We start from the raw sequence: 23353 nt of genomic DNA, 5'->3' as shown, positions 1-23353 counted from the left end.
GCAGTTGTTCTTTTGTCTGGGTTTTGCGTCACACTCACAGGTTTCAACTCACCGCAAACGCCCTCCCGCCGGACATCGCGCCCGCAACGCCCTTGACGTTGCTTTGAAAAATGGGAAGGGTGAGCCGCGGCATGCGTGTATGAGGGGCGCATGTGAACCGGGGGATCGAGTTGACGCCACTGCGTCACCAGCCGCCCCCGTCGATCACGGCACGCCCCACGCGACGCCCCACGGACGAACAGCTACTGGGGGTAGCAACCATATGACGAAGAAGACGCGTATCCGGGTCGCGCGGATAGCCGCCGGCGCCGTGATCGCGGCCGGTGCGTCCCTGACGGCCGCCGGTGCGGCCTCCGCCCTGGACCTCGGGGGCCCGATCAGCCTGGGTGTGAGCGGGGTCGGCGCCGACGGCGGCAACACGGACGGCGGTAACACCGACGGCGGTGCCATCGCGGGCGCGACCATCGGTGTGTCCGAGGGGCCCGACGGCGGTGGCGCCTCGATCGGCGGTCACGACACCATCGGTGGCGACACCTCGATCGGCGGTGACGCTTCCATCGGTGGCGACGCCTCGATCGGTGGTGACGCTTCCATCGGTGGCGACGCTTCCATCGGCGGTGACGCCTCGATCGGTGGTGACGCTTCTATCGGCGGCGACAGCGGCACCGACGGCGGTAACGGCACCGACGGCGGTAACGGCACCGATGGTGGCAACGGCAACTCGGGTGGCAACGGCACCGACGGCGGTAACGGCAACTCGGGTGGCAACGGCACCGATGGTGGCAACGGCACCTCGGGCGGCACCGGCACCGATGGTGGCAACGGCACCTCGGGCGGCACCGGCACCGACGGTGGCAACGGCACCTCGGGCGGCGACAGCGGCTCCGGCGGTTCCACCGGCGGCGGTTCCGGCAACTCCGGCGGTTCCACCGACGGCGGTTCGACCACCGGCGGCGGCTCCACCACCGGCGGCTCCACCGATGGCGGCTCGACCGACGGCGGCACCGGCTCCACCGGTGGTTCCACCGACGGCGGCACCGGCACCGGTGGCAACCACACCACGCCCGAGGGCGGCAACAACAACGTCCCGCAGGACGAGGGCTCCTCGGCGCTGACGGACACCGGTTCCGACACCTCGGTCCAGGGCGGCGACAAGCAGCTCGCCGAGACCGGTGCCGGCCAGACCGCGTTCCTGCTCGTGGGCGCCGCGACGATGATCGCCGGCGGTATCGGCTTCCGCGTCCTGCCGCGTCTGGTGAGCGGCCGGGGCGGCGCCACCGCCTGACCGTAGCCGCACGCTCACGCTGGGCATGCACGTAAGGGCCCGGAGCCTCAGGCTCCGGGCCCTTACGACGTCTCGGACGGGCCTACGCGCCCTGGTGTGCCAGCAGCGCCACCGCGGCGATCAGCACCGCCAGCAGCGCGATCAGCGCCATCGGGTTCAGCCCGGACAGGCCCTGGAAGAAGCCCTCCTGCTGCAGTCGCTCGCGGTTGGCACGGCACACCGGGCACCGGCCCTCGTTCACGGGCGCCGCGCAGTTCGCGCACACCAACCGGTCGTACGTCATGCGCTCGCCCTCCTCGCACCGGCCATCACCTGTACAACGCTCACGGGGCCGGGAACGTTCCCCCGCGTCCGGCGTCGTCTCCGTCTCCCCTCCACTGTGCCAGGTTCCCGCGGAGCCCGCGCGGGGCCTCCGTACCCGGGGGCACGAACAGGGAGCGGTACAAAAACGTACAAGTCTTGCCCAACCTCAGCCTGCGACTGCGCTCGCGCACCCGGTTCGCGTATGGTCACGCTCATCTACCCCCGGCGACCCGTGGTGCATCCGTGATCCGATTCGACAACGTCTCCAAGGTCTACCCCAAGCAGACCCGCCCCGCACTCAGGGATGTCTCCCTGGAGGTGGAGAAGGGCGAATTCGTCTTCCTCGTGGGGTCCTCCGGCTCCGGAAAGTCCACCTTCCTCAGGCTCGTCCTCCGCGAGGAGCGGTGCAGCCACGGCCAGGTGCACGTGCTGGGCAAGGACCTCGCGCGCCTGTCCAACTGGAAGGTGCCGCAGATGCGGCGCCAGCTGGGCACGGTCTTCCAGGACTTCCGGCTGCTGCCGAACAAGACGGTCGCGGAGAACGTGGCCTTCGCCCAGGAGGTCATCGGCAAGTCCCGCGGCGAGATCCGCAAGTCCGTGCCGCAGGTCCTCGACCTCGTCGGCCTCGGCGGCAAGGAGGACCGCAGGCCCGGCGAGCTGTCCGGCGGTGAGCAGCAGCGCGTCGCCATCGCGCGCGCGTTCGTCAACCGGCCCAAGCTGCTGATCGCCGACGAACCCACCGGCAACCTCGACCCGCAGACCTCCGTCGGCATCATGAAGCTGCTCGACCGGATCAACCGGACGGGCACCACCGTCATCATGGCGACGCACGACCAGAACATCGTGGACCAGATGCGCAAGCGCGTCATCGAGCTGGAGAAGGGCCGCCTCGTCCGCGACCAGGCCCGCGGCGTCTACGGCTACCAGCACTGACCGCACCCAGCTCCCGAAAGGCCTGAAGAAGTAGCCATGCGCGCCCAGTTCGTCCTGTCGGAGATCGGTGTCGGTCTCCGCCGCAACCTGACGATGACCTTCGCCGTCATCGTCTCCGTCGCCCTGTCCCTGGCCCTGTTCGGCGGCTCGCTGCTGATGAGCGACCAGGTGAGCACCATGAAGGGCTACTGGTACGACAAGGTCAACGTCTCGATCTTCCTGTGCAACAAGCACGACGCGGAGAACGACGTGCACTGCGCCAAGGGCGCGGTCACCGAGGACCAGAAGAAGCAGATCCTCACCGACCTGAAGGGCATGCCGGTCGTCGACAAGGTGACCTACGAGTCCCAGGACGAGGCGTACAAGCACTACAAGCAGCAGTTCGGCAACTCACCGCTGGCCGGCTCGCTGACGCCGGACCAGATGCAGGAGTCGTACCGGATCAAGCTCAAGGACCCGCAGAAGTACCAGGTGATCGCGACCGCGTTCAACGGGCGGGACGGCGTGCAGTCGGTGCAGGACCAGAAGGGCATCCTGGACAACCTCTTCCAGCTGCTGAACCTGATGAACCGGGGCGCGCTCGGCGTGATGGCGATGATGCTGATCGTCGCGCTGCTGCTGATCGTCAACACCGTGCGCGTCTCGGCGTTCAGCCGCCGGCGCGAGACCGGCATCATGCGGCTGGTCGGCGCCTCGGGCTTCTACATCCAGGCGCCGTTCATCGCCGAGGCCGCGGTCGCCGGGCTCATCGGCGGCGGCCTCGCCTGTGTGGCGCTCGTGCTCGGCCGGTACTTCACCATCGACCACGGCATGGACCTCTCCCACAAGCTCACCCTCATCAACTTCGTCGGCTGGGACGCGGTGTTGACCAAGCTGCCGCTGATCCTCGCGACCAGCGTGCTGATGCCGTCGCTCGCGGCGTTCTTCGCCCTGCGCAAGTACTTGAAGGTGTGACGCACACCAAGAAGGGCCGTACGGGCATCCGTCCGTACGGCCCTTCGCGTTGTCCTAGACTCACCGCCATGTCAGGCCGCGACCCGTTCCACGAGACCCGCCGCACCCGCCGCGGGGCCGCCCTGACCCTGGTCTTCGCCGGCGTGCTGATCGCCGGCGCCGCCACCGGCTCCCTCCCGGGGCCCGGCGCACCGGCGCGGCGGACGCCGGTCGGACCGGCGGACCCGGTCGCCCGGCACACGGCCGTGGAGAAGGCCGCCGCCGAGGCGCTGGCCGCCGGCACGTCCCCCATGGAGGCCGCCGAACGGGCCGTCAGCCGCAGTGGCGACCGCTGGGCCGCGGTCTACTCCGAGGACGAGTACGAGGAGTTCCAGGACGCGCTGGACGGCCGCTACACCGGGGTCGGCCTGTGGGCGCGGCAGCAGCCGGACGGCCGGATCGAGATCACGAGGGTGCGGGCCGGCTCGCCCGCCGCCCGTGCCGGGATCCGCGCCGGCGACCGGCTGCGCAGCGTCGACGGCCGCCCGGTCGACGGGCGCCCGGTCACCGAGGTGATCGCCCTGCTCCGCGGCGACGCGCCGCGCGCGGAGGCCCCGGCCGGCACGACGGTCACGCTCGGCCTCCGGCGCGGCGCCCGCGCCTGGACCGAGACGCTGCGCCGGGCCCGGCTGTCCACCGACTCCGTGACCGTGTGCCGGCTGCCCGGCGGGGTCACCGTCCTGAAGGTCTCCGCGTTCACCAAGGGCTCCGCCGGCGCGGTCCGCGCGGCCCTGCGCACGGCCCCGGCGGACGGCCGCACCGTCCTCGACCTGCGCGGCAACTCCGGCGGCCTGGTCACCGAGGCCGTGGACACCGCCTCCGCCTTCCTCGACGGCGGCCTGGTCGCCACCTACGACGTCGACGGCGTCCAGCGCGCCCTGCACGCCGCGCCGGGCGGTGACACCGCCCGGCCCCTCGTCGTCCTCGTCGACGGCGGCACCATGAGCGCGGCCGAGCTGCTCACCGGCGCCCTCCAGGACCGGGGCCGCGCCGTGGTCATCGGCTCCCGCACCTTCGGCAAGGGCTCGGTCCAGATGCCGGTGAGCCTGCCCGACGGCTCCGTGGCCGAGCTGACCGTCGGCCACTACCGCACCCCGTCCGGGCGCACGGTCGACGGCCGGGGCATCACTCCCGACCTGGAGGCGGGCGCGCGGGCCCTGCAACGGGCCGAGACGGTCCTCGAAGGACTGGGCGATCCGTCGTAGCCACGGGTAAACCGCTGTACTCGCACCCCCCGCCTGGTGCGAAAATGGTCGGCACTATGGCTAAGGAAACAGGGCGCAAGCTGATCGCGCAGAACAAGAAGGCGCGGCACGACTACCACATCCTCGACACCTACGAGGCCGGTCTGGTCCTCATGGGCACCGAGGTGAAGTCGCTGCGCCAGGGCCGGGCGTCGCTGGTCGACGGCTTCGTGCAGCTCGACGGCCACGAGGCGTGGCTGCACAACGTGCACGTCCCCGAGTACAGCCAGGGCACGTGGACCAACCACAGCGCCCGCCGCAAGCGGAAGCTGCTGCTGCACCGCTCCGAGATCGACAAGCTGGAGGCGAAGTCGCAGGAGACGGGTCACACGATCGTGCCCCTCGCGCTGTACTTCAAGGACGGCCGGGCGAAGGTCGAGATCGCGCTCGCCCGGGGCAAGAAGGAGTACGACAAGCGCCAGACCCTGCGGGAGAAGCAGGACCGGCGCGAGGCGGAGCGGGTGATCTCGGCGGTCCGGCGCCGGCAGCGCGCCTAGCGGGAATGCGCTGGCCCCCGCCCGCGTTGTTCCCGTACGATGGGACACAGCACCGGACGCTCGCGCCTGGTGCGCACCTTGAGAAATCAACATGGGGATGATCGGTTTCGACAGCGGCTGTCGAAGCAGGGGAAGCGTGTCGAGGAAGCGGCCATGATCTCGTAAACCACAGGCCGAAAAAAATAATCGCCAACACCAAGCGCGATTCCTTCGCCCTCGCTGCCTAAGTAGCGACTTGCGAAGTGTCAGCCCGGGGCTGTTCCCGACCCGGATCCTGGCATCAGCTAGGGAACTAAACCTCTAGACCCGGTCACGGGGTGTAGAGGGAAATCACACAGTGACTGAGCCCGTCGGAGACTTGTCCGCGTGATCTCCGGGGCCGAGAAAAACGTAGCGGACTGCACACGGAGAAGCCCTGATTCCGCACCGTTGGACGCGGGTTCGATTCCCGCCATCTCCACGATCGGGAGGCCACCGGCCTCCCACCCATGTGGGCGAAGGCCCCGCGGCGAGCGTGCCGCGGGGCCTTCGTCTTGTCCTATGCCTGGCCGGGGCCGGGCCCGCCCTCCTCCGGGGCCCCCGGTTCGGGCAGCTCGCCCTCGACGGGCGCGGCCGTCACGGAGTGCGGTCCGACCGTCAGCCGCAGATGCGGGCTGAGTTCCACGGTCACGAACGACTTGGTGCGCGCCACCACGCTACGGAACGCCTCCAGCGCGGGCAGCGGCACCACCAGCCGCTCGGCGTGCTGGGGCACGCCGAAGGTCTCGGCCCCGGCCGGCGGCCGGCCGCGTGACCCGCCGGAGCGGGGCGCGGAGCGCAGCGGCCGGCGGACGCCCGGATACAGCGCCGCGTACAGGCCGGCGAAGGTGTTGAGGTGGGCGAGCCCGGCCGCCGTCAGCCGGCACACGCAGACGTCCTCGATCCGCCGCCGTTCGACCAGGTGGGGCGGCAGCCGCTCGGCGTGGGCGGAGAGCAGCCCGGCCACCGCCCACAGCCCGCCCTCGGCCCGGGACGCGTGGGCCTCCACGTTGAACAGGTCCACGAGCAGCTGCCAGTGGGTGGAGGGCTGCGCGTTGCGGTGGAACTGCTCCATGCGCGGAGCGATCCGGGTCAGCTCCCGGGCGTAGACGTGGGTCCAGCGCAGCAGGGCGAGCCGGGCGTTGGCCTGCCGGTCCCGGTCGGTGTCGAAGTCGGCGATCACCCGTTCCCGCTCCGCCCGCACCCGGGTCTGGCGCAGCTCGCCCAGTTCGTGGGCCAGCACCCGGCGGGTGCGCTGCACGGGCCGGCCGTAGGCGGTGGCCAGCTCGATCAGGTCCGGGTCGTCGGGCGCCGGGCCCTTCCACGGTCCCGGCGCCGGTACATAGCGGTCGGCCAGGGTCTCGATCAGCTCGGCGGCCCGCTCCTGGCGTCTGCGGACGGCCGGGGTGCGGTTGACGGCGCGCTCCAGGACGGCGCGGGAGACGCCGAACAGCGCCGCCACCTCGTCGAGGAAGCACGGCCGCCGGCTGGGCACGATGCCCTCGTTCTCGAACCGCCGGTAGTTCTTGGGCGACACACCGAGCGCCTCCACCACGTCCCGGGCCCGCAGGCCGCAGGCGCGGCGGGTGTCGGCGATGCCCCAGGGGGCGTGCAGCCGGTCGTTCATCAGGAAGGAGGGGTGGGTGCCCAGGGCCCGGGCGAGGGCGCGGATGCGGGGCGGATCTGGCACTCGGTGCCCGTTCTCGTAGGCCAGTATCTGGGCCTTGGTGGTGCCGACGGCCCGCGCCAGCTCCTCCGCCGTCATGGCCGTCGCGCCCGGACGCGCGTGGAGGTTCATCCGGAGAGCGCGCAGCTCCGACGGGCTGAAATCGGCCAGTCCCCGCGCCATGCCTGTGCTCTTCCTCTTCGGGAGGACCACTTTAGGGGTACCATTCCTGCGTCACGACGGTCGTCCGTCGACGGTCCGCGGGAGCGGCTCACCTGGCCCGGCTTGCTTTTAGGCGGCTGAACAGGTGGATGCGCCCGCTGAAATGCGCGAGGTTGGACGACGTCGGGCCCAGGTTGGTGACTGCGGTCCATGTGGATCGATGGTGAAAGTGGCCCTGGCCCCCACGGTTGTCAGGCCGTTGGCGGGGGCACAGGGCCGGCGTGTGGGAGCGAGACTTCGAAGGCCCTCTGTTGCCGCAGAGGGCCTTCCGCCGTCAGAAGAGACTTTCCAGCTGGTGTCGCAGCCAGGCACCCAGTGCCTGGAGCGCCAGCCAACCGAGGATCTTCCTCACGGTCTTCCGGTTGTCCCGCCCGCCGCCTTCCGGCGGATTCTCCACGCGCACACCTCCTCTCGGTCGCGGGGCGATCGGCCCCGATCGGGCGAACCGATCGCGAAGCGCGTCACGAGAGACGATGTGTGATGAGCCTACCCGGTCACACGCGTCACACAGGTCGAGTTCAGAGCGCGTCGGGCCCCAACTCCGTTGCAGGTTGTCCGTTTGACGATCAGTTGATTGCCGTACTTGTCCGTAGGGTGCCGGACCGTTCCGTCGGCTCCCGGGGCCGCGGGCCGGGCTGCCGACCGTTGCCGCAGTTCACAGCCGCTACGGGTACGCCGGGCCGGTGTGACGTGCGCGGAGTGGGCAGACGCCGTCCGCGGGCCGTCGACGTTTCCGGTCGTAGACGAAATCGATCATGTGTTGTCGATCACATCGGTCACCATCCGCCCACTTCACGTCGCCTTCCGTAAGCGTGTGGTCAGGCCGTGCGGTCCCGGCCGGCCAGGCCGACGAGCAGGGCCAGGACGGCGGCCGACGCCGGGACCGCGAAGGCGGTCACGGGGGAGAGGCGGTCCGTCGCCCAGCCGCCCGTCGCCGAGCCGCAGGCGATGCCGGTGAGCAGCCCGGTCACCATCAGGCTCATGCCCTCGTTCAGCCGGCCGGCGGGCGTGCGCCGCTGCACCAGGCTCATCGCCGTCACCATGGTCGGCGCGGTCGCCATGCCCGCGACCAGCAGCGCACCGGCGAGCACCGGCAGCGAACCGGTGCCGGCCGCCGCCCAGGGCAGCGCCATGAGGACGGCCATGGCCGCCAGGCACCGGGTCAGCCGGACGGCGGCCGGCCCGAGCGCCCCGTACACCAGCCCCGCCGCGCACGACCCCGCCGCCTGCAAAGCGAGCACCGCGCCCGCCGCGGCACGCTCTCCGCGCGCGTCGGCGAAGGCGATCGTCGCCACCTCCATCGCGCCGAACACCGCGCCGGTCGCCGTGAAACAGACCAACAGCGCCGGGACGCCGGGCGCGCGCAGCGGCGACGGCGCCCTCGTGCGGGCCGCCGGCGGCGGTTCGGTCGCCCGCTGCGCGGTGAACAGCACCATCCCGGCGAGCAGCAGGCCCGCCCCCGCGAGGGTGCCCGCCTCCGGGAAGAAGGTGCCGGTCAGGAAGGAGGCGAGCACCGGCCCGAGCATGAAGCACAGCTCGTCCGCGGCCTGCTCGAACGCGTTCGCCGCGTGCAGCGCGCCGGGCTCGTCCCGCAGCAGATGGGCCCAGCGGGCCCGGGACAGACCGCCCACGTTGGGCGTGGCGGCGGTGGCGGCGTACGCGGCGAACAGGGTCCAGCCGGGTGCGTCGTAGTGGACGCACAGCAGCAACGCCAGGCTGCCGAGCACCGAGACGACCGTGGCCGGCAGCGCGATCCGGGCCTGCCCGTGCTGGTCGACCAGCCGGGCCAGCCAGGGCCCGGCCGCCGCGGTCGCCGCGAGTCCGGTCGCCGTGACGGCACCGGCGAGGGCGTACGAGCCGCGGGAGCCGGCGATCATCACGACCGCGCTCACGCTGAACATGCCGGTGGGAAGGCGGGCGAGCAGGTTGCCGGCGGTGAAGGCACGGGCGCCGGGGACGGCGAAGAGCCGCCGGTAGCCGGTGCCCGGCCGCCCGCCGCGGGGTATGCGGCGGCTCCGGAGGGCGCGTCGAGGTGGATGCGGGGGCGCGGGCGGCGCGGTCTGGTGCGGCATGGATCCACGGTCGCCCGGGGCGGATCACCGGGTCCAACACCTTCGGCGCGCCGATTGACGCACTTGCATTGTAAGTTCGCCGTCATGCCCGCCGCCGCCTTCATCGACCCGCGCCTGCTGCGCGCCTTCGTCACGGTCGCCGAGGAACTGCACTTCACCCGGGCCGCGGCCCGCCTGTACGTCGCCCAGCAGGCGCTCAGCCGTGATGTGCGGCGGCTGGAGCGGGAGTTGGGCGCCGAACTGTTCGTGCGCACCACCCGGCAGGTCACCCTGACCCCGGACGGCGAACGCCTGCTGCCGTACGCGCGCCGTGTCCTCGCCGCCCAGGACGACCTGCTCGCCGCGTGCGCGGCCGGCCGGTCCCGCCCGCTGCTGGTCGACCTCAACTCGGCGGGTCTGGCCACCGGCCGCCGGGTGCTGTACCGGGCCCGCGAACTGGCCCCCGCGCACGAGCTGATGGCCCGCTACGAGAGCGGCCTGACCGGTGCCGCCGCCGATCTGCTGGCCGGCCGCCTGGACGCCTCCTTCGGCCGCTTCGCCGGCCTGGACCCGGCGCTGCGTTCCGGCCTGGCGCAGCAGCCGGTGCGGTACGAGCCGATGGCGGTCGTCCTGCCCGAGGACCATCCGCTGGCCCGCTCGCCCGAGGTGCCCCTGTCCGCGCTGGCCGGGGAGACGGTGTACGCCGGTGCCGGCAACCCGCGCACCCGGGAGTGGACCGACCTGGCCCTGCGGCTCTTCACGGGCCGGGGCGTCCGGCCGGCCCCGCCGCTCCCGCTGGCCGTCGGCGACGAGGAGTTCGGCCGCGTCATGGCGAAGACCGGGAACCCGGTGCTGGCCGTGGTGGACTTCCCGGCGCTGCCCGGCACGGTGGTGCGGCCGCTCGTCGATCCCGTCCCGCTGTCCCCCGTGTCCCTGGTGTGGCGCAGGGGACTGGTCCACCCCGGCCTGGCCGCACTGCGCGAGGCGGCGGCCGGACTTTCCCGAACCGAGGACTGGCTGCGCCGGCCCCCCGACGGCTGGCTCCCGCCGGAGGACGAGGAAACGATGACCGCCTGCACGTGATCTGCGGGGCGGGGCCCTTGCGGGGTGGGCCCCTGCGGCGGGCTCCTGTGGGGCGGGCCTTGCGGGGCGGGCCCCAGCGGCGCGGGCTCGCGGGGTGGGCCCCTGCGGCGCGGGCTCCGTGCGAGGTGGGCCCTGCGGCGCGGGCCTTGCGGAGCGGTCCCCTGCGGGGCGGGTCCCCCTGCGGGGCGGGCTCCCTGTGAGGCGGGCATTCTCCGGTGGCGGGCCCCGCATGTGACGTCACGACCGGCCCCCTTGCGGGACGGTCCTCTTGCGAGGCGGGCCCTCTCGGGTGATGGGCCTTTCCCGGTGGCGGCGCCCTGGCGGAGCGGGCCCTCTCCGGCGGCGGGCCCCACCCCGTGGCGGCCTCACCCTGTGGCGGCCTCACTCCGTGGCGGCCCCGCCCCGTGGTGGCCCCACCCCGGTGCGGCCTCACTCCGGTGGCGGCGCCCTGGCGGAGCGGGCCCTCTCCCGCGGCGGGCCTCACCGGCGGAGCGGGCCCTCTCCGGCGGCGGGCCTTCCCGGCGGAGGGCCTCACCCCGTCGCGGCCCCGCCCCGGTGCGGCCTCACCCCGGTGGCGGCCCCCTCGCGGAGCGAGCCCTCTCCGGTGACGGGCCCTCTCCGGCGGGGGCCTCACCCCGTGGCGACCCCGCCCCGTGGTGGCCCGCCCCGTGGGGGCCTACCCCGGTGCGGCCCCGCCGTCTGGGGGCTCACCCCGTGGGGCCTCCCCCCGGTGTGGCCTACTCCGGATGTGCCACGGCTTCCTTCTGCAATTGCACCGCCGCGAGCAGGCTCAGGTCCGGTTCCGCCTGGCGCAGGGCCTTCACCGCGGCGACCGAGGTGATGTCCCCGGTGAACCCGACGCCGGCCAGCCGCGACCGCACCCATGCGGCCCGCAGCGGCCCCTCACCGGCGTCCGCGGTCGCCTCGACGAGCGCGGCGGCCCGCTCCAGACCCGGCCGCTCGTCCTCCGGTGCCCCGGCCAGCGCCTCCCGCAGCGCCGCCGCGACGAGGTCCGAGTCCCGGATGACCAGAACGCAGTCCAGCCTCTTGCCCCATCCCGCGAATGCCTTCATACGATCATGGTCGCTCCCGCCCGCCGCCCGGTCCACACCGGTTGAGCAGTTCCAGAGCTTCGCGCCGGCCGGGGCCGGGGGCCGGGCGGGACGCCTCACCGGCCGCTCCCGGGCCGAGTGAGAGCATCGTTTTCTTCCGGTCACCCACAGCCACAGGCCGGAAACGCACCCTCCCTACCTTCGGACCGAGTCAGTGGTCGGCAGACCGAGCAGCCGGAGCACCCGTGGAGGCGTGATGACAGCCCCAGCCCCAACCCGTCGCAGTGGCCGCTGGATCGAGCACTGGGATCCGGAGGACGAGGCGTTCTGGAGCGCGACCGGGGAGCGGACCGCGCGCCGGAACCTGTGGTTCTCCGTGCTCTCCGAGCACATCGGCTTCTCCGTGTGGACCCTGTGGTCCGTGCTGGTGCTGTTCATGGGACCCGAGTACGGGCTGACCCCGGCCGACAAGTTCCTGCTGACCTCGGCGGTCACGCTGGTCGGCGCGGTGGTCCGGGTGCCGTACACCTTCGCCGTGGCGGTCTTCGGCGGCCGCAACTGGACGATCATCTCGGCGAGTCTGCTGCTCGTCCCGACCGTCGCCGCGTTCGCCGTGATGGAGCCGGGGACGTCCTTCACGACCTTCCTCCTCGTGGGCCTGCTGGCCGGCATCGGCGGCGGCAACTTCGCCTCCTCCATGACCAACATCAACGCCTTCTTCCCGCTGCGGAAGAAGGGCTGGGCGCTCGGGCTCAACGCCGGCGGCGGCAACATCGGCGTGCCCGTCATCCAGCTCGTCTCGCTCGCCATCATCGGCGCCGGCGGCGGCCCGCGCGTGCTGCTCGGGATCTACATCCCGCTGATCGTCGTGGCCGCCGTGCTCGCCGGGCTGCGCATGGACAACCTCGCCTCCGTGCGCAACGACACCGGCGCCGCCAAGGACGCCGTCCGGGACGCCCACACCTGGATCATGGCCGTGCTCTACATCGGCACCTTCGGCTCGTTCATCGGCTACAGCTTCGCCTTCGGCCAGGTGCTCACGAACCAGTTCGGCCGGACCCCGCTCCAGGCGGCCTACCTCACCTTCATCGGCCCGCTGCTCGGCTCCCTCATCCGTCCGCTGGGCGGCCGCCTCGCCGACCGCTACGGCGGTGCCCGCATCACCCTGTGGAACTATGTCGGCATGGCCGCAGCCACCGCCGTACTCATCGTCGCCGGCATGCAGAAGTCGCTGCCGCTGTTCGTGTCCGTGTTCGTCGTCCTGTTCGTGCTCAGCGGCCTCGGCAACGGTTCGACGTTCAAGATGATCCCCGGCATCTTCCAGGCCAAGGCACTGGCCCGGGGGCTTGAGGGCGAGGCGGCCGTGGCCCACGGCCGGCGGCTGTCCGGCGCGGCCATGGGCCTGATCGGCGCGGTCGGCGCGCTCGGCGGAGTCGGCATCAACCTGGCGTTCCGCCAGTCGTTCCTCGCCTACGGCTCCGGCACCGGCGCGTTTGTCGCCTTCCTCGCCTACTACGGCCTGTGCTTCGCGGTCACCTGGGTCGTATACCTTCGCCGCTCCCCGGGGCGGATTCCGGCCACGGCGCCGGCTTCGGAGACGACGGCCCGGCTCGGTTATGCAGAGGTGTGACGTAACACCGGCGACATCGATCCGTACCGAGCCTGTCACGCCGTGTTGACAGGCTCGGTCGGCGTGCCGGCCAGCTAGGAGAGCCATGTACGACGAAGACCAGCAACCCGAGCACGGCCCCCTCGCCGGGTTCACCGTGGGCGTCACCGCGGCGCGCCGCGCCGAGGAGCTGAGCGCCCTGCTCCAGCGGCGCGGTGCCACCGTCCTGCACGCGCCCGCGCTGCGGATCGTGCCGCTCGCCGACGACGGCGAACTGCTCGCCGCGACGAAGGAGATCATCGACCAGGTGCCCGACGTCGTCGTGGCCACCACGGCGATCGGCTTCCGGGGCTGGGTCGAGGCCGCCGACGGCTGGGGCCTGGGGGAACAGTTGGTGGGCCGGCTGCGCGGGGCACGGCTGCTGGCGCGCGGGCCCAAGGTCAAGGGCGCGATCCGCGCGGCGGGCCTCACCGAGGAGTGGTCGCCGGCCTCGGAGTCGCTGGCCGAGGTGCTCGACCGGCTGCTGGAGGAGGGCGTCGACGGCGACCGGGTCGCCGTCCAGTTGCACGGCGAACCCCTGCCCGGCTTCGTGGAGTCGCTGCGGGCGGCCGGGGCGGAGGTGCTCCCGGTGCCGGTCTACCGCTGGATGCCGCCGGAGGACATCGGCCCGCTGGACCGCCTGCTGGACGCGGCCGTCACCCGCGGCCTGGACGCGCTCACCTTCACCAGTGCGCCCGCCGCCGCCTCCCTCCTGGCCCGGGCACAGGACCGGGGCCTGCTGGACGAGCTGGTCTCCGCCCTCGCCCACGACGTCCTGCCGGCCTGTGTCGGCCCGGTCACCGCGGTCCCGCTCCAGGCCCACGGCGTGGACACCGTGCAGCCGGAACGCTTCCGGCTGGGCCCCCTGGTCCAGCTCCTGTGCCAGGAACTCCCGGGCCGGGCACGGACCTTGCCCGTCGCCGGGCACCGGGTGGAGATCCGCGGCCACGCGGTCCTGGTCGACGGCGACCTCAAGCCGGTCCCGCCGGCCGGGATGTCCCTGCTGCGCGCCCTGGCCCGCCGGCCCGGCTGGGTGGTGCCCCGCGCGGACCTGCTGCGGGCGCTGCCCGGCGCGGGCCGGGACGAGCACGCCGTGGAGACGGCGATGGCCCGCCTCCGTACGGCGCTCGGCGCGCCGAAACTGATCCAGACGGTGGTCAAGCGCGGCTACCGGCTGGCCCTGGACCCGGCGGCGGACGCGAAGTACGCGGACTCCTGAGCCGGCCCGCGCCCGCGTCCCGGCACCGCGGCCCGCCCCCGCGCGTCCCGGGCGGGGCCACGGCGGCCGGCGCGGGTCCGGGGCCGGGACGACCGCGGCCGGTACGGGGGGTTCCGGCGGGTGCCGCGGGCGGGCACTGTGGAGGGGCGGGGCGGACCGGGCCCCGCATGCCGTCCGCGCGGCGCCCCGCACGCTGCCGCGCGGCTCTCGCCTAGGCGGTGACTGGCACATGGCACCGGGAAGCGCCCCGCCCGCGCACGCGCCGCGGTTCGACGCCGGACGGGTCTGTCTGGACCTGCTCGCCACCCTGCACCCGGACGAACGCCTAGACGGCGTGGGCGCGTTGCGCGCGTGGATCGCGGACGCCGGACTGGTGCCGGACGGTACGCCCCTCGGACACGCCGACGGATCGTGGCCGGCCGCCTTCCAGGACCTGCGCGAGAGCGTCGGGCACGTGGTGCGGGGCATGCTGGCCGCGCCGTCACCGGCGTACGGGCCCGCACTCGGACGGGTCAACGAGGCCGCCCGGTGCCCGACCCCCGCGCCCGTCGCCGTACCCGGTCCGGACGGGCGGCCGGTGCGGGAGCTGGCCGGGCCGCCCGGCTGCGCCGCGCTGCTCGCCGTCGTCGCCCGGGACGCCGTGGACCTGCTCACCGATCCCGTCGCGCGGGCCGCCGTACGGCGCTGCGCGGCGGACGACTGCCCGCTCGTGTACCTGGACGCCTCCCGCGGGCGGCGCCGGCGCTGGTGCTCCAGCGAGGGGTGCGGCAACCGGGAGCGCGTCGCCCGGCACCGGCGGCGGGCCGCGCTCGCGCGGAGCTGACGCCCGCGACGTGATGTCCGCTACAGCGCGGACGGCCGCCCGCTACGCGGGCAGCGCGCGGCCCGCCCGGTGCCGTGCCGGGAAAGTGAAGATCGTGCGGTGGGAATGTGCGCGCATGTCCCGCTCGTCACCCCGGCCTTGGGAAATCCGTCCCTCCGGTTTGAACACCGGGCCGCCCGGGCCCGTACCGGTGGGCGAGCGACCGACTGGGGGAACCCCCGGACACCGGAGGTGGGCGTGCGCAAGGATGCGGCCGTGGCCAACGAACGTGGAACGAGGGCCCGACATCGCATGTCCTCACAGTCTCCGGAGCCTGACGAGGAGCTGATGCGCGCGCTGTACCGAGAGCACGCCGGACCTCTGCTCGCGTACGTCCTGCGGCTGGTCGCCGGTGACCGCCAGCGCGCCGAGGACGTCGTACAGGAAACGCTCATCCGTGCCTGGAAGAACGCCGGTCAGCTCAACCGGGCGACCGGATCGGTACGCCCCTGGCTGGTGACGGTCGCGCGCCGCATCGTCATCGACGGCCACCGCAGCCGGCAGGCCCGGCCGCAGGAGGTCGATCCGTCGCCGCTGGAGGTCATCCCCGCGGAGGACGAGATCGACAAGGCGCTGTGGCTGATGACGCTGTCGGACGCGCTCGACGACCTGACCCCGGCCCACCGGGAGGTTCTCGTCGAGACGTACTTCAAGGGGCGTACCGTCAATGAGGCGGCCGAGACGCTGGGCATCCCGAGCGGGACGGTCCGCTCCCGGGTGTTCTACGCCCTGCGGTCGATGAAGCTGGCACTGGAGGAGCGGGGGGTGACGGCGTGATGAGCGAGGGGTACGGGGGAATGCAGGGATTCGGACCGGGAGGTCCGGGTATGTCTGGGCCCATGAGCCCCAGCCAGGGATCTCCGGTGCCGAGCGAGCACGAGACCGTCGGCGCGTACGCCCTCGGCATCCTCGACGACGCCGAGGCGACCGCCTTCGAGGCGCACCTCGCCGGCTGCGAGTGGTGCGCCCGGCAACTGGACGAACTGGCCGGCATGGAACCGATGCTGGCCGCGCTCGCCGACCTGCCCGGCTCCGGCGGCACGCCCCCGATCGGCGAGTCGCTGTCCGCCCGGCCGAGCCCCCGGCTGGCGGAGAACCTGGTCGACGAGGTCGCCGAGCAGCGCGCCCGCAAGCGCCGCCGCGGCTTCTACCTGGTCGCGGCGGCGGCCGCGCTGATCATCGGGGGCCCGCTGGCCGCCCTCGCGGTCGACGGCGGTGGGGACGGCGGGCAGGTCACCGCCACGCCCGCCCAGGCGGCCTTCCGCACCATGTCCGACAAGAAGTCCGCCACGGACGCGGCGACCCGGGTGAGCGCGACCGTCGCCCTGGCGGGCAAGGACTGGGGCACCCAGGCGGTGCTGGAGCTGAAGAACGTCAAGGGCCCGCTGAAGTGCTCCCTGGTGCTCGTCGCCAAGAACGGGCAGCGCGTGACCATGTCCTCGTGGTCCGTGCCCGACTGGGGCTACGGCGTCCCGGGCGCGCGGACCGAGGAGGCCAAGAAGCCGCTGTACATCGGCGGTGCGGCGGCCTTCCAGCCGAACGAGATCGACCACTTCGAGGTCGTGACGTTCGAGGGGAAGAAGCTGGTGCAGGTCGGCGCGTAGCGGGCGCCGTCCGCCGGGGCCGCGCGCCGCGCCCCCGGCGAGCCGCCGCCCCGTAGCCCCGACGGGTCCCCTTCGCGTACGGTTGACGGCTGCCCAGCACGTCAGAAGGGGGCCCGGTGGCCGCTCAGGTTCAGCAGTCCGCGGTCGGCTCGGTACACGAGGCGCACGATTCCGTGCGCGACCGAGAGATCAGCGTCGAACAGGAACACCTGGACCGGGTGTACCGGCGGCTGGAGGAGAAGATCCACGAGGCCGAGTTCCTCATGCACGACGCGGCCCAGCGCGGCCAGGTCGGCACCCCGGGCGCGCTCGCCGAGCGGGACGCGCAGGTCTTCCGGGCCGGTGTCCATCTGAACCGGCTGAACAACGAGTTCGAGGACTTCCTCTTCGGACGCATCGACCTGTTGCCCGGCAAGGACGGCAAGAAGGGGCCCGACGGGGCCTACACGGCGGTCGAGCCGGCGGAGGGCGCCGTACGCGACGACGACACCGCCGACATCGCCGAGACCCTGCACATCGGCCGGATCGGCGTCCTCGACCAGGACTACTCCCCGCTGGTCATCGACTGGCGGGCGCCGGCCGCCGCGCCCTTCTACCGGGCCACGCCCGTGGAGCCGGGCCGGGTGGTGCGGCGCCGGGTCATCCGCTCCAAGGGACGCCGGGTGCTCGGCGTCGAGGACGACCTGATGCGGCCCGAGCTGACGGCCTTCCTGGACGGCCGGGAACTGCCCGTCATCGGCGACGGCGCCCTGATGGCCGCGCTCGGCCAGGCCCGCGGCCACACCATGCGGGACATCGTCTCCTCCATCCAGGCCGAACAGGACCTCGTCATCCGGGCACCCGCCGCCTCCGTCACCCAGGTGGAGGGCGGTCCGGGCACCGGCAAGACCGCCGTCGCCCTGCACCGCGCCGCCTACCTGCTCTACCAGGACCGCAGGCGCTACGCGGGCGGCATCCTGATCGTCTCGCCGACGCCGCTGCTCGTCGCCTACACCGAGGGCGTGCTGCCCTCGCTGGGCGAGGAGGGCCAGGTCGCCATCCGCGCGATCGGCTCGCTGGTCGACGGCGTCGAGGCCACCTTGTACGACTCCCCGGCCGTGGCCCGCGCCAAGGGCTCGTACCGGATGCTGAAGGTGCTGCGGAAGGCCGCCCGGGGCGCCCTGGAGCTGGGCCCGGCCGTACCGGCGGACAGCGCGGAGACCGCTGACAACGCGGGCACCGCGGACACCGGGGACGGCGCGCGCCGGCCGGCCGGCGGGCCGCCCGCCCGCCTCCGGGTCGTCGCCTTCGGGCGCCGGCTCGAACTGGAGGCCGACGAGCTGGAACGCATCCGCCGCACCGCCCTCGGCGGCACCGCGCCGGTCAACCTGCTCCGCCCGCGCGCCCGCAGGCTGCTGCTGGACGCCCTGTGGGCCAAGTCCGGCTCCCAGACCCGGCACACCGACCCGGAGCTGGCCGCCGAGCTGCGGTCGTCCTTCGACGAGGACGTCGCGGGCGAGGACTCCTTCACCGCCTTCCTCGACGCCTGGTGGCCCGAGCTGACCCCGAAGTCGGTGCTCACCGCCATGGCCGACGACAAGCGGCTCGGCCGCTGGGCCCGGCGCATCCTGAACCCGGGCGAGGTCCGCAAGGTCGCCCGCTCGCTCAGACGCGACGGCTTCTCCGTGCACGACATCGCCCTGCTCGACGAGCTCCACGCGGTCCTCGGCGCGCCCGCCCGGCCCCGCCGCAAGCGCGAGCTGGACCCGCTGGACCAGCTCACCGGGCTGGAGGAGCTGATGCCGGTGCGCGAGGAGACCCAGCGCGAGCGGGCCGAGCGGCTGGCGCAGGAGCGCACCGAGTACGCGCACGTGATCGTGGACGAGGCGCAGGACCTCACGCCGATGCAGTGGCGCATGGTCGGCCGCCGGGGCCGGCACGCCACCTGGACGGTCGTCGGCGACCCGGCGCAGTCCTCCTGGTCCGACCCGGACGAGGCGGCCGAGGCCCGGGACGAGGCGCTCGGCACCCGGCCCCGGCGCCGCTTCCAGCTCACCGTGAACTACCGCAACCCGGCCGAGATCGCCGAGCTGGCCGCGCGCGTGCTGGCGCTCGCCATGCCCGGCGCCGAGGCCCCGTCCGCCGTGCGCTCGACCGGGGTCGAGCCCCGGTTCACCGTCGCCGGACAGGCACTGGAGCAGACCGTGCGCGCGGAGGCCGGACGGCTGCTGGACCTGGTGGACGGCACCGTCGGCGTGGTCGTGGCGATGAACCGGCGCGAGGAGGCCCGGCGCTGGCTGGCCGGGCTCGGCGACCGGGTGGTGGCCCTCGGCAGCCTGGAGGCCAAGGGCCTGGAGTACGACGCGACGGTGGTCGTCTCGCCCGCGGAGATCGCCGACGAGTCGCCGGCCGGCCTGCGCGTGCTGTACGTGGCGCTGACCCGGGCGACGCAGCAGCTCACGGTGGTCTCCGGGGAGCGGGACCAGCCGGACGCGGCGGGCGTGCCGGACCTGCTCCGGGACTGATTTCCGAGGAAGGCGGCGCAGGGGGAATGGCTTCCGGGATCCGTTTGTTAGCCTTGACGTGACACCGGCCCGATCCAAGCCCCCGGGCCCAACCTTCGTCGCTACGAGCGACCACTTGCCGCGAGGCGAGCATGGCGGGTCGGTGTCACCTACGTGGGAGGCCCACGTCACGGATGTGACGTGGGCCTCTTTCTTTGCCCCGGCGGCCTCTTTCCTCGCCCGACCGTTTCTCGTATGGTGGAAGTCGTTTTCCGAAACCGTGCACCCGCAGCGAACCTCGCGTGAACACAACGTCCGCAACCCGGGGCGGCTACCACGTACTGGGCGGTAGGTGCGACGATCGGACGGCACAACCCGCGACACGGTGAAAGCAGAGGAAGTCGGCCATGGCAACGGCGCCCAGCGTCTCCTACTCGATGACGATCCGGCTGGAGGTGCCCGCGAGCGGAACCGCCGTATCGCAGCTCACCACCGCCGTGGAGTCCTCCGGAGGCTCGGTGACCGGCCTCGACGTCACCGCGTCCGGCCACGAGAAGCTCCGGATCGACGTCACCATCGCGGCCAGTTCCACGGCCCACGCCGAGGAGATCGTCGAGCAGCTGCGCGGCATCGAGGGCGTCACGCTGGGCAAGGTCTCCGACCGTACGTTCCTGATGCACCTCGGCGGCAAGATCGAGATGGCGTCCAAGCACCCCATCCGCAACCGTGACGACCTGTCGATGATCTACACGCCCGGCGTGGCCCGGGTCTGCATGGCCATCGCCGAGAACCCCGAGGACGCCCGCCGCCTCACCATCAAGCGCAACTCCGTTGCGGTCGTGACGGACGGTTCCGCCGTGCTCGGCCTGGGCAACATCGGCCCCAAGGCCGCGCTGCCCGTCATGGAGGGCAAGGCGGCCCTCTTCAAGCGGTTCGCCGGCATCGACGCCTGGCCGCTGTGCCTGGACACCCAGGACACCGACGCCATCGTGGAGATCGTCAAGGCCATCGCCCCGGGCTTCGCCGGCATCAACCTGGAGGACATCTCCGCGCCGCGTTGCTTCGAGATCGAGGCCCGGCTGCGCGAGGCGCTCGACATCCCCGTCTTCCACGACGACCAGCACGGCACCGCCATCGTGGTCCTCGCCGCCCTCACCAACGCCCTGCGCGTGACGGACAAGGCGATCGAGAACATCCGGGTCGTGATGTCCGGTGCCGGCGCGGCCGGCACGGCCATCCTCAAGCTGCTGCTCGCGGCCGGAGTGAAGAGCGCGGTCGTCGCCGACATCCACGGTGTCGTCCACGCGGGCCGCGCGGACCTGGTGGACGCCCCGGCCGACTCGCCGCTGCGCTGGATCGCCGACAACACCAACCACGAGGGCCTGACCGGCACCCTGAAGGAGGCCGTGCGCGGCGCCGACGTCTTCATCGGCGTCTCCGCCCCGAACGTCCTGGACGGCGCCGACGTGGCCGCCATGGCCGACGACGCCATCGTCTTCGCGCTCGCGAACCCGGACCCCGAGGTCGACCCGGCCATCGCCCGGCAGACGGCGGCCGTCGTGGCCACCGGCCGCTCCGACTTCCCGAACCAGATCAACAACGTGCTGGTCTTCCCGGGTGTCTTCCGCGGCCTGCTGGACGCCCAGTCCCGCACGGTCAACACCGAGATGATGCTCGCCGCCGCGAAGGCCCTCGCCGACGTGGTGAGCGAGGACGAGCTGAACCCGAACTACATCGTCCCCAGCGTCTTCAACGACAAGGTCGCGGGCGCGGTGGCCGGAGCGGTCCGCGAGGCGGCCAAGGCGGCCGGCGCGACGGTCTGAGCGCGGCGCGCTGCGCGGTGCGGGGGGCTGTGAGCATGACCACTGCGGCCCCCCGCACCGGCGCGTCGTGGAACCACGCGGTGCCCGGTGCCCTCTAGGGTGACGGCCGAGCGGGCGCTTTTCGTGTGACTCCCCAGGGTGTTCTCACGACTGCTGCGGGTGCCGGATTGGCTTTCCCGCCGCAGGTAGGGGCAGGATGCCTCCCTGGGCGCGAGCGCATCGGCATCGCAGTGCCTCGGGCGGCTTCCGCCGCGTGGCACACCCCAACGGCAAGAAAAACACGGGAGTAACAACATGAACCGCAGTGAGCTGGTGGCCGCGCTGGCCGACCGCGCCGAGGTGACCCGCAAGGACGCCGACGCCGTGCTGGCCGCGTTCGCCGAGACCGTCGGCGAGATCGTCGCCAAGGGCGACGAGAAGGTCACCATCCCTGGCTTCCTGACCTTCGAGCGCACCCACCGTGCCGCGCGCACCGCGCGCAACCCGCAGACCGGCGAGCCCATCAACATCCCGGCCGGTTACAGCGTGAAGGTCACCGCGGGCAGCAAGCTCAAGGAAGCCGCCAAGGGCAAGTAAGGCCCCGCTTCGAGCGCCGGCCCGCTTCGGCGCCGTGGTCGACTGCCGGTCCCTCGCGGCCGGTCGCGCCCCGCGGCGGAGCCGCCAGTTCGACACGGCCCCGCGCCCCTTCGGGGCGTGCCCGGCCGGAGACGCCAAAAGGGCGGCCCCCCTCTCGCGAGGGGGGCCGCCCTTTGCCGTTCGTGACCGCTAACCGAGCGCCTTGCCGGGCAGCTCGACCTTCGCGCCCAGCTCCACCAGCTTCTCCATGAAGTTCTCGTAGCCGCGGTTGATCAGGTCGATGCCGTGCACCCGGGACGTGCCCTCGGCGGCCAGGGCCGCGATCAGGTACGAGAAGCCGCCGCGCAGGTCGGGGATGACCAGATCGGCGCCCTGGAGCCGGGTGGGCCCGGAGACGACCGCGGAGTGCAGGAAGTTGCGCGCGCCGAAGCGGCAGGCGGAGCCGCCCAGGCACTCGCGGTAGAGCTGGATGTGCGCGCCCATCTGGTTCAGCGCGGAGGTGAAGCCGAGCCGGGACTCGTACACCGTCTCGTGGATGATGGACAGACCCGTGGCCTGGGTCAGCGCCACCACCAGCGGCTGCTGCCAGTCGGTCTGGAAACCGGGGTGCACGTCCGTCTCCAGGGCGATGGACTTGAGCTGCCCGCCCGGGTGCCAGAACCGGATGCCCTCGTCGTCGATCGTGAAGGCGCCGCCCACCTTGCGGTAGGTGTTCAGGAACGTCATCATCGAGCGCTGCTGGGCGCCGCGGACGTAGATGTCGCCGTTGGTCGCCAGCGCCGCCGACGCCCAGGAGGCGGCCTCCAGGCGGTCGGGCAGGGCGCGGTGGTTGTAGCCGCCCAGCTTGTCCACACCGGTGATGCGGATCGTGCGGTCGGTGTCCATCGCGATGATCGCGCCCATCTTCTGCAGCACGCAGATGAGGTCCTCGATCTCCGGCTCGACGGCCGCGTTGGACAACTCGGTCACGCCTTCGGCGAGTACGGCCGTCAGCAGCACCTGCTCGGTCGCGCCGACGGACGGGTACGGCAGCCGGATCTTCGTGCCGCGCAGCCGCTGCGGCGCCTCCAGGTACTGCCCGTCGGCCCGCTTCTCGATGACCGCGCCGAACTGCCGCAGCACGTCGAAGTGGAAGTCGATGGGCCGGCCGCCGATGTCGCAGCCGCCCAGGCCCGGGATGAACGCGTGGCCGAGACGGTGCAGCAGCGGACCGCAGAAGAGGATCGGGATACGGCTGGAACCGGCGTGGGCGTCGATGTCGGCCACGTTGGCGCTCTCGACGTGCGTCGGGTCCAGCACCAGTTCGCCGGGCTCCTCGCCCGGACGGACCGTCACCCCGTGCAGCTGGAGCAGGCCGCGGACGACCCGCACGTCACGGATGTCCGGAACATTGCGCAGTCGGCTCGGCTCGCCGCCGAGCAGGGCGGCGACCATGGCCTTCGGTACGAGGTTCTTCGCACCGCGGACACGGATCTCGCCCTCCAGCGGGGTTCCGCCGTGGACAAGCAGGACATCGTCGTTGACGGTCATGAATCTCGCGTTCCGATGAGTTGGGCAGGGGCCGGCCGATCATTGTGCGCGGGGGCCGGGAAGACAGCGTAATCGCCGATTACCCCCCTCCCGTAAGCCCAAGTCCCGGCCGGCCCGTCATAGCTGTGTCACAACACGAATTGTCCGCCGCCGGGCACGTCGGGTCACCGCGGGCCGGGCGTGCGCCGGTGGCGCCGCCCCGTCCCGCCCCGCTTCACCCCCGTTGCCCCGATTGGGTCCCCACACCCGGGGAAGATGCGG

19 protein-coding genes and 1 other RNA gene are annotated in these 23353 nt (G+C 72.8%); 15 read left to right on the top strand and 5 right to left on the bottom strand.

The window, feature by feature from the left end:
* Positions 1-262: 262 nt before the first annotated feature.
* Positions 263-1285, top strand: a complete 1023-nt coding sequence (locus ACH4OA_RS05940) for a hypothetical protein (protein ID WP_397967817.1) — start codon at positions 263-265, stop codon at positions 1283-1285.
* 82 nt (positions 1286-1367) lie between these two features.
* Here the strand turns inward: ACH4OA_RS05940 and ACH4OA_RS05935 are convergent, their stop codons facing one another.
* Positions 1368-1568 (bottom strand): hypothetical protein, encoded by a 201-nt coding sequence (locus tag ACH4OA_RS05935; protein WP_365871546.1) that lies wholly within the window; start codon positions 1566-1568, stop codon positions 1368-1370.
* A gap of 263 nt (positions 1569-1831) precedes the next feature.
* Here ACH4OA_RS05935 and ftsE point away from each other — a divergent pair, with 263 nt between their 5' ends.
* From ftsE to ssrA, 5 genes are all read left to right on the top strand, one after another.
* Positions 1832-2521 carry a cell division ATP-binding protein FtsE gene (ftsE, locus tag ACH4OA_RS05930; RefSeq protein ID WP_020940379.1) on the top strand — a complete coding sequence of 230 codons (690 nt, stop codon included), beginning with the start codon at positions 1832-1834 and terminating at the stop codon, positions 2519-2521.
* 36 nt (positions 2522-2557) lie between these two features.
* A complete protein-coding gene (gene ftsX / locus ACH4OA_RS05925) occupies positions 2558-3475 on the top strand; it encodes a permease-like cell division protein FtsX (protein WP_365871543.1) in 918 nt (305 codons plus the stop codon).
* Positions 3476-3543: 68 nt separating this feature from the next.
* On the top strand, positions 3544-4719 hold the full coding sequence (locus ACH4OA_RS05920; protein WP_397967814.1) for a S41 family peptidase: 1176 nt from the start codon (positions 3544-3546) through the stop codon (positions 4717-4719).
* A 56-nt stretch (positions 4720-4775) separates the two neighbouring features.
* Complete coding sequence (smpB, locus tag ACH4OA_RS05915) at positions 4776-5255, top strand: SsrA-binding protein SmpB (protein ID WP_365871539.1); 480 nt, start codon at positions 4776-4778, stop codon at positions 5253-5255.
* 93 nt (positions 5256-5348) lie between these two features.
* Positions 5349-5718, top strand: a transfer-messenger RNA (tmRNA) gene (gene ssrA / locus ACH4OA_RS05910).
* A 75-nt stretch (positions 5719-5793) separates the two neighbouring features.
* Here the strand turns inward: ssrA and ACH4OA_RS05905 are convergent.
* Both ACH4OA_RS05905 and ACH4OA_RS05900 read right to left on the bottom strand, forming a co-directional pair.
* A complete protein-coding gene (locus ACH4OA_RS05905; RefSeq protein WP_397947376.1) occupies positions 5794-7122 on the bottom strand; it encodes a helix-turn-helix transcriptional regulator in 1329 nt (442 codons plus the stop codon).
* Between the two features lie 857 nt (positions 7123-7979).
* Complete coding sequence (locus ACH4OA_RS05900) at positions 7980-9233, bottom strand: MFS transporter (protein ID WP_397967812.1); 1254 nt, start codon at positions 9231-9233, stop codon at positions 7980-7982.
* An 84-nt stretch (positions 9234-9317) separates the two neighbouring features.
* Here ACH4OA_RS05900 and ACH4OA_RS05895 point away from each other — a divergent pair, with 84 nt between their 5' ends.
* Positions 9318-10295, top strand: coding sequence for a LysR family transcriptional regulator (locus ACH4OA_RS05895; RefSeq protein WP_397967809.1), 978 nt, complete (start codon positions 9318-9320; stop codon positions 10293-10295).
* Positions 10296-11032: 737 nt separating this feature from the next.
* On the opposite strand, the gene ACH4OA_RS05890 is transcribed toward ACH4OA_RS05895, so the two are convergent.
* The gene (locus ACH4OA_RS05890) at positions 11033-11368 is read right to left on the bottom strand and encodes a hypothetical protein (protein ID WP_365871531.1); all 336 of its coding nucleotides are present in this window, start codon (positions 11366-11368) and stop codon (positions 11033-11035) included.
* Positions 11369-11603: 235 nt separating this feature from the next.
* On the opposite strand from ACH4OA_RS05890, the gene ACH4OA_RS05885 reads away from it, so the two are divergent.
* The 8 genes from ACH4OA_RS05885 to ACH4OA_RS05850 all read left to right on the top strand — a co-directional run bounded on the left by ACH4OA_RS05885 (position 11604) and on the right by ACH4OA_RS05850 (position 21562).
* Entirely contained in the window at positions 11604-12977 is a 1374-nt protein-coding gene (locus tag ACH4OA_RS05885) for a nitrate/nitrite transporter (protein WP_365871529.1), read from the top strand.
* An 85-nt stretch (positions 12978-13062) separates the two neighbouring features.
* Complete coding sequence (locus ACH4OA_RS05880; RefSeq protein WP_397941246.1) at positions 13063-14214, top strand: uroporphyrinogen-III synthase; 1152 nt, start codon at positions 13063-13065, stop codon at positions 14212-14214.
* A 229-nt stretch (positions 14215-14443) separates the two neighbouring features.
* Complete coding sequence (locus ACH4OA_RS05875) at positions 14444-15037, top strand: CGNR zinc finger domain-containing protein (RefSeq protein WP_397967806.1); 594 nt, start codon at positions 14444-14446, stop codon at positions 15035-15037.
* A 231-nt stretch (positions 15038-15268) separates the two neighbouring features.
* Positions 15269-15853 (top strand): sigma-70 family RNA polymerase sigma factor, encoded by a 585-nt coding sequence (locus ACH4OA_RS05870; protein ID WP_397941243.1) that lies wholly within the window; start codon positions 15269-15271, stop codon positions 15851-15853.
* A 62-nt stretch (positions 15854-15915) separates the two neighbouring features.
* Complete coding sequence (locus tag ACH4OA_RS05865) at positions 15916-16680, top strand: zf-HC2 domain-containing protein (RefSeq protein WP_365871521.1); 765 nt, start codon at positions 15916-15918, stop codon at positions 16678-16680.
* 116 nt (positions 16681-16796) lie between these two features.
* On the top strand, positions 16797-19184 hold the full coding sequence (locus tag ACH4OA_RS05860) for a HelD family protein (RefSeq protein WP_397967804.1): 2388 nt from the start codon (positions 16797-16799) through the stop codon (positions 19182-19184).
* A gap of 386 nt (positions 19185-19570) precedes the next feature.
* Positions 19571-20986, top strand: a complete 1416-nt coding sequence (locus tag ACH4OA_RS05855; protein WP_397941240.1) for an NAD-dependent malic enzyme — start codon at positions 19571-19573, stop codon at positions 20984-20986.
* A 294-nt stretch (positions 20987-21280) separates the two neighbouring features.
* Positions 21281-21562: an HU family DNA-binding protein gene (locus ACH4OA_RS05850; RefSeq protein WP_023550134.1), complete on the top strand. Its 282-nt coding sequence runs from the start codon at positions 21281-21283 to the stop codon at positions 21560-21562.
* A 189-nt stretch (positions 21563-21751) separates the two neighbouring features.
* On the opposite strand, the gene murA is transcribed toward ACH4OA_RS05850, so the two are convergent.
* Entirely contained in the window at positions 21752-23092 is a 1341-nt protein-coding gene (murA, locus tag ACH4OA_RS05845; protein ID WP_365941862.1) for a UDP-N-acetylglucosamine 1-carboxyvinyltransferase, read from the bottom strand.
* Positions 23093-23353 lie beyond the last annotated feature (261 nt).

The sequence above is a fragment of the Streptomyces sp. NPDC017095 genome (assembly GCF_044332325.1).
GTDB lineage: Bacteria > Actinomycetota > Actinomycetes > Streptomycetales > Streptomycetaceae > Streptomyces.
The sequence above is the reverse complement of the archived record's forward strand: the minus strand, read 5'-3'. Positions and strand labels throughout refer to the sequence as shown.